Source organism: Nitrosospira multiformis (assembly GCF_900111585.1).
Lineage (GTDB): Bacteria > Pseudomonadota > Gammaproteobacteria > Burkholderiales > Nitrosomonadaceae > Nitrosospira > Nitrosospira multiformis_B.
The window spans coordinates 1-6,364 of the sequence record NZ_FOHI01000016.1; the positions used below are offsets into that span (position 1 = coordinate 1).

A 6,364-nucleotide genomic window follows, 5' to 3' on the forward strand; every position below is an offset into this window, starting at 1 on the left:
CATCGTGTGCTGGTCGTAGATCTGCTGGGCAATGACTGTCTGCGGCTCGGGCAGATTTAACTGGTAGGGGTCGGCTGCCGCCATCGCCAGTCCGGAATTCCATGCGACCGCCACAATCCCCGCTACACCTGCTGCTGCTTTACTGCTCATATTTCCCCCCACTTGATTACTGATTACAGTACGAGCCAATCTTCCAAAATCTCACAATGTTCGACCCATTACGCAATGCTTCCAGACAGAACATCTCCATGTGAGCCCGCTCAGATCGCCGCGGCCGGCGACAAACTGACGGATATCTGATCTGTTCGGCATAATATCCATATTGCGAATGTCGGTAATTGTGTTATTCTATGGCTTATGCGAATTCAAACATTAAGAACAACGGCATGTCGATAAGTTCAAAGTTTCGGTTCGAAGTCTCAGCTAAATTTTCCGCAGCCATATCGAATCCGAAATCGCTTCCTGACTCACATTGATAACGCATCATGAAACCCAGAACGGCAGGAGCCGCTCGGCACCCTTGCGCGCTTTAAGTTCATGTCATGATTCCCCAGGCATTTCATTCATTCCGCTTATTCCATCCGACTTGATTCAAGCAGGATGAATGAGCGCAAAAATGACTCAAACGCCCGTTTCATGCGGATTTCGCCAGTCGCTCCTGTTCTGTTCATCTGAGTCGATCTGATTTCTTCCGAAATCTCGTGACACCCGCCCTATTATTCGCATTGCATATCTGCGAAAGAGCGGCTCCTGAAACGCGCAAATTCTACCACAGCAAAATGAGGCGTACAAGGAAGAAACATGATGCTGGCAAATAAAATCAATAATGACCCTATACTAAAAATCGTTATTTTCCCCTCTTGCAATTGTGGTGATTTTACCCTATTGGAATTGTGGAAATGCTTCGCCATGGAGGCGAAATATATTACTTTGTCATCTCTCCTGTTTTTTGTATTTATGCAAACCGGGTATCGCCCGGCAATCTGGGCGTAACCCTGACAAGTGGCCGAAAAAGGTGAAAAACCCATCGATTTGCGCGAGACAGGGATCTGCGGAAAAACATGAAGGAGAAGTGTGGATCTCCCTTTCGGAGAACTCCTTGGCGAACACCGATAGGATCGTCGGTGGGACTTATGCGCCGGCTCCCTTATAATGCGTTATTTTCAAACCCGCTATTTCGAGGTACAGAATGGCCGAGACAAGTACCAACATCAGGGCAAGCATGGCACCCGAACTACAAACCTCCGGCTGGCTTAATACGCCGCACCCCCTGACGCTCGCTTCGCTCCGGGGTAAGGTGGTTGTACTCCACACCTTCCAGATTTTCTGTCCCGGTTGCGTGCAGATGGGCATACCACAAGCGCAAAGAATCCATCAGGAGTTTGATCCGAACCGTGTTGCAGTGATAGGACTGCATACGGTTTTCGAGCATCACGAGGTGATGGGGCGCGAGGCGCTCGAAGTGTTTGCGTATGAATACCGGTTGCGCTTTCCGATCGGGATAGACAAATATGACGGAGCTGCGACGGGCGTTCCCATGACCATGCGCGCCTATCAGATGCAGGGTACACCTACTCTCGTCCTGATCGATAAAACAGGGCACATTCGATTGCATAAATTCGGCCATGTGAGCGATCTGACCGTAGGATTTTCGATTGGGGCGCTGCTGGCCGAAGAATTCGATGAGTCTGCGGTGACGGAATCGTCTGCGAACGGTGGGGAAAATCCCGCTTGTGATACGGAAGGATGCAAGATCTGAGCGCATATCCTGTATCTGAATTTGCGCCAGATCGCAGCCCCTTGTCACCTCTGCGGCGAACCACGAACCGCGAACTCATGGGAGAGGCGCCCCGTCCTGAAGAATACCGGAGCGCCTGCCTGAAACCGACCTCCTACCCGTGATGTCCACCGGATTTATCGCTGGGCTTGACCCGCTCCGCAACCTCGGTAAGAACATTTGCCGCGGCTTGCCGCAGGGTATCCGTGATGGCCTGGGTGAGATGAATACCTGCTTCGAACTGGCTATAGGTGGTCGCTTTCAATTGATGGTTGAGCGCCTCGAGCGCATCTTTCAACTGAGAGCCTACCGCAGTGCCGTTTCGCTTTGCGTGGAGAATAATATCCCGCATGGTAACCTCCACCAGGTCCTGTGCAGCTGAAGCCGACTCTTGCAAAGTTTCGAAAAAAAGATTCTCAATACTTTCAAGGTTGGCACGCAGACGCGTCAACTCCTCTTTTGAAAACGTTTGCGCGCGGCCCGCGGCCTCTTCGAGTGTCAGTTTCGAGGCCGCCGCCAGTTGAGCCAACGCAGAATCCAGGCCGGCCACAGCATCTCTCACGGGAGACAAAGTCGTTTGCGCCTGAATAGAGGAAGATTGCAACTTCTGCTGCGCTCCTTCACGTACACCTTTCAGTACTGCCCCCATGACATGACGCAGTGAATCCTGGTCATGTCCTTGCCTGCTCAAAGCTTTTACCGTCAGATCCCGCACTTCTTGTTCTATATTCTCTCCTTGCGTCATCCTGCTGCGTACTTCAGCTTCCAGAGTCGATGTATCCTCGATTGCCGCATGAACATTTTCACTGCCAGGTACATTTTGCATGGTTAGCGAGCCTCTCCAATGGTAACAATAGTAAAAAGATACGTCTGATTGCCTTATGCGTTGCGGGGGACAAGCCGCTCTGTTCCGCCCATATAGCCTTGCAAAACCTTGGGAATCGATACGCTGCCGTCTGCATTCTGGAAATTTTCCAGTATCGCCACCAGCGTCCGTCCCACCGCCAAACCCGACCCGTTGAGTGTGTGCAACAGCTCCGGCTTGCCTTTCTCATTGCGAAAGCGGGCCTGCATGCGCCGTGCCTGGAATGCCTCACAATTACTGCATGAGGAAATTTCCCGATAGGTGTCTTGCTGCGGCAACCATACTTCGATGTCGTACGTCTTGGCTGCGGCAAACCCCATGTCGGCCGTGCACAACGCCATCACCCGGTAAGGCAGTTGCAGCTTCTGAAGAATTGCTTCGGCATGGCCTGTCAGCTCTTCCAGAGCTTTATAGGAGTGTGCAGGATGGACGATCTGCACCAGTTCCACCTTCTCGAACTGATGCTGCCGGATCATTCCGCGAGTATCCCTGCCATAGCTTCCCGCTTCGGAGCGAAAGCAAGGGGTATGTGCAGTGAGCTTGATAGGCAGCAATTCAGGATCGACGATGCGGTCACGCACGATGTTGCTCAGCGGAACCTCGGAAGTGGGAATCAGGTATAAATCATCATCGTCATGCCCCCCTTGCGGGCTATTGCTATTCCATGGCAACGTTGCAGCAGTCGGCTGGTTTTCCAGGAGAGGTTCGGCTGTTTTTCTTCGTGGAACCTCGAACAAATCTTCCTTGAACTTCGGCAGCTGACCGGTACCCCGCAAACTTTCCGCATTGACCAGATAGGGCACGTAGGTCTCTGTATATCCATGTTCGCGGACATGAACATCGAGCATGAATTGAGCCAGTGCGCGATGCAGGTGCGCAAGCGAGCCTGTCAGCAGGCTGAAGCGGGCGCCGCTGATCTTCGCGGCAGTGGGAAAATCCAGTAATCCCAGTCGCTCGCCTATGCTCACATGATCGGCCGGGCTGAAATCAAATGTGCGTGGAGTTCCCCAACGTCGCACTTCCCTGTTATCCGATTCGCTTCTGCCCTCCGGCACGCTGCTGTGCGGCAGGTTGGGTATTTGCAGCAGGATGTGCTGCAGCGCAGCCTGTGTCTGATCCAGCCGGGATTCCGCCTGCTTCAGCTCATCACCCAGATGAGCGACCTCTGCGAGAATCGCGCTGGCATCTTCGCCCCTGCTCTTGGCATTGCCGATCTGCTTCGACGCGGCATTGCGGCGCGCCTGCAATTCCTGGGTGCAGGTTTGAAGATTCTTTCGTTCCGCTTCCAGAGCACTGAATTCAGCAAGAGGAAAAACGTAGTTACGCTCGGCAAGAAGCCTGGCAACGTGATCCAGTTGCGTACGTAACAGATGAATATCTAACATCTCGACTCCAAATCGACGCAGGTTCTATCTTATGATTCTTTTTTTGCCTGTTTGTCCAGCTCGCGCAGATACGCCAGTCTTTCGGATATTTTACTTTCGAATCCGCGGCTGGTTGGCTGGTAAAATTCAATTTCAGGCATTCCTTCCGGAAAATAATGTTCTCCCGCGGCATATGCATCAGGATCGTCGTGCGCATAGCGGTAGTCGCGCCCGAATCCCATCTCCTTCATCAGTCGCGTGGGCGCGTTGCGCAAGTGTTCCGGAACCCGTCGCGACTTGTCTTCACCGATAAAAGAGCGGGTTTTATTATACGCAAGGTAAGCAGCATTGCTCTTGGAAGCGCAGGCAAGATACAGAGCGGCCTGTGCCAGGGCCAGTTCACCCTCGGGACTACCCAGGCGTTCGTAAGTCTCCGAAGCATCCAGCGCAATACCCAGGGCGCGCGGGTCGGCCAGGCCGATATCTTCCACGGAGGCACGAATGAGGCGCCGGGCGATATAACGGGGATCCGCCCCCGCATCCAACATCCGGCACATCCAGTAAAGCGTGGCGTGCGGATTGGAGCCTCGCAGGGATTTATGCAGCGCCGAAATCTGGTCGTAAAACTCGTCGCCGCCCTTATCAAACCGGCGCGCGGCGCGAGATAGCCTCTCACGTACGTAATCGACATCTATTCTTGATATTCCTTCAGCCGCCGCCGCGGTTTTTAGCTGTTCCAGAAGATTGAGCAAACGCCGCGCGTCACCGTCGGCGTATTCGATCAACAATGACCGCGCATCAGCGGTGAAATCCAGCTCAGCCAACGCCAGCTTCTTTGCCCGGTCGAACAGGGTGCCCAACTCAGTCGGGGACAAGGCAGTGAGCACATACACCTGGGCACGCGATAACAGTGCGCCGTTCACCTCGAAGGAAGGATTCTCGGTCGTGGCGCCGATAAATGTCACTAATCCTTGTTCGACGAAGGGCAGAAACGCATCCTGCTGCGACTTGTTGAAGCGATGAACCTCATCCACGAACAGGATGGTATGGCGCCCGGACTGGTGCAAAACTACACGTGCCCGTTCGATTGCGTCACGAATATCTTTGACTCCCGCTAGCACGGCGGACAGCGCAATGAATTCAGCATCAAACGCCGAGGCCATGAGGCGAGCCAGCGTGGTCTTGCCTGAGCCGGGCGGGCCCCACAGTATCATTGAATGAGGTTTGCCGGACTCGAATGCAAGACGCAGCGGTTTGCCGGGACCCAGCAAATGGGGCTGACCTACCACGTCTTTCAATTCATGCGGACGCAACTGTTCCGCCAGCGGTGCGGGAGGTTGGGTCTGCTCGAACAGATCACTCACTGATCACGTCCACCCCCGCCGGGGGACTGAATTTGAACAAGTCCGGAGGAAGCTTGCGGTTTTGTTCCACACCCGAAAATTCGAATACGGTAACCTGGCCGAAATTATCGTGCAATTCCATGACTCTTAGTATTCCCTCCAGGGTAAATCCGAGAAGCACCCGCTCAAATGTACTTTCCCGGGTTTTGGGCGTGGCTTCCACCCACTCGATGTTACCCTGCAGGCCGATTTCCAGAAGATGGAAATTCTTTTCGATATCATTGTTTCCGGCAAGCAGCGCGGCAGGGCTGCTGCCAATGGCGGCATCGAGCTTTCGCACGGTTACCTGATCAAGATCGCGATCGTAAAACCAGATGCGCTCGCCATCCCCGACGATCAATTGTTCGTAAGGCTTCTCGTATATCCAGCGGAATTTTCCGGGACGCTCGAATTGCATGGCGCCGCTTGCTGTCTGCACTATATGGCGACTTCTGTCGAGAACGGTTTGCGAGAAATCTGCGCGGACAGTGCGTGCATTCCACATGAAGCTCTTGAGACTGCCGATTCCGGTTGCATTGGTTATGGAAGTAAATAAAAGGAAAAAAAGGAACAAACAGAACTTTTCGGATAGCTTCATGATTTTGACTATGGATTGGAGCCAGGCAAGGAACAGGATCACGGTAATTATAAATAAGCCGCTCCGCTTCGGCAGGCAATTTAAGGCGTCTCTCGAAGTTCCACAATCGATGTCAGGCAACAGAAGCATGAATAATGTCCCGTTACCGGGAACCAATGGTAAAGTAAAAAAGTCTATACATCGCTGGCGGCGGGGTTTTTGTTTTTAGTTCCAGTTTCCACTCCACGCCAACGGAATGGTGTAATGTTATCTCCAATGTGTATTTGTAATAGGAGGAAACGACATGGCAACAACGATGGGAACGTCGAGCCAGGCCAAGACGAGCGGCCGGGACTACGACATGTCGCTGTGGTATGACTCGAAGTGGTACAAGTTTGG

General features: G+C 53.1%; 5 protein-coding genes. 1 reads left to right on the forward strand and 4 read right to left on the reverse strand.

The window, feature by feature from the left end; all coding sequences use genetic code 11:
* Positions 1–1,189 precede the first annotated feature (1,189 nt).
* Entirely contained in the window at positions 1,190–1,759 is a 570-nt protein-coding gene (locus tag BMW46_RS14765) for a peroxiredoxin family protein (protein WP_081355841.1), read from the forward strand.
* Positions 1,760–1,892: 133 nt separating this feature from the next.
* On the opposite strand, the gene BMW46_RS14770 is transcribed toward BMW46_RS14765, so the two are convergent.
* Genes BMW46_RS14770 through lolA form a run of 4 tightly spaced genes read right to left on the reverse strand, consistent with a single transcriptional unit; the run spans position 1,893 to position 5,986 of the window.
* Complete coding sequence (locus tag BMW46_RS14770) at positions 1,893–2,603, reverse strand: DUF6781 family protein (RefSeq protein ID WP_074709423.1); 711 nt, start codon at positions 2,601–2,603, stop codon at positions 1,893–1,895.
* A 53-nt stretch (positions 2,604–2,656) separates the two neighbouring features.
* Positions 2,657–4,027 carry a serine--tRNA ligase gene (gene serS, locus BMW46_RS14775; RefSeq protein ID WP_074709424.1) on the reverse strand — a complete coding sequence of 457 codons (1,371 nt, stop codon included), beginning with the start codon at positions 4,025–4,027 and terminating at the stop codon, positions 2,657–2,659.
* A 29-nt stretch (positions 4,028–4,056) separates the two neighbouring features.
* A complete protein-coding gene (locus BMW46_RS14780) occupies positions 4,057–5,370 on the reverse strand; it encodes a replication-associated recombination protein A (protein WP_074709425.1) in 1,314 nt (437 codons plus the stop codon).
* Entirely contained in the window at positions 5,363–5,986 is a 624-nt protein-coding gene (gene lolA, locus BMW46_RS14785) for an outer membrane lipoprotein periplasmic chaperone LolA (protein WP_074709427.1), read from the reverse strand. Before lolA ends, BMW46_RS14780 begins: the two co-directional genes overlap by 8 nt.
* Between the last annotated feature and the right edge of the window lie 378 nt (positions 5,987–6,364).

Bases quoted from the DNA above. Each gene is read 5' to 3' on its own strand.
- BMW46_RS14770 (WP_074709423.1), bottom strand. From the start codon at position 2,603: ATGCAAAATGTACCTGGCAGTGAAAATGTTCATGCGGCAATCGAGGAT.
- lolA (WP_074709427.1), bottom strand. From the start codon at position 5,986: ATGAAGCTATCCGAAAAGTTCTGTTTGTTCCTTTTTTTCCTTTTATTT.
- BMW46_RS14765 (WP_081355841.1), top strand. From the start codon at position 1,190: ATGGCCGAGACAAGTACCAACATCAGGGCAAGCATGGCACCCGAACTA.
- serS (WP_074709424.1), bottom strand. From the start codon at position 4,027: ATGTTAGATATTCATCTGTTACGTACGCAACTGGATCACGTTGCCAGG.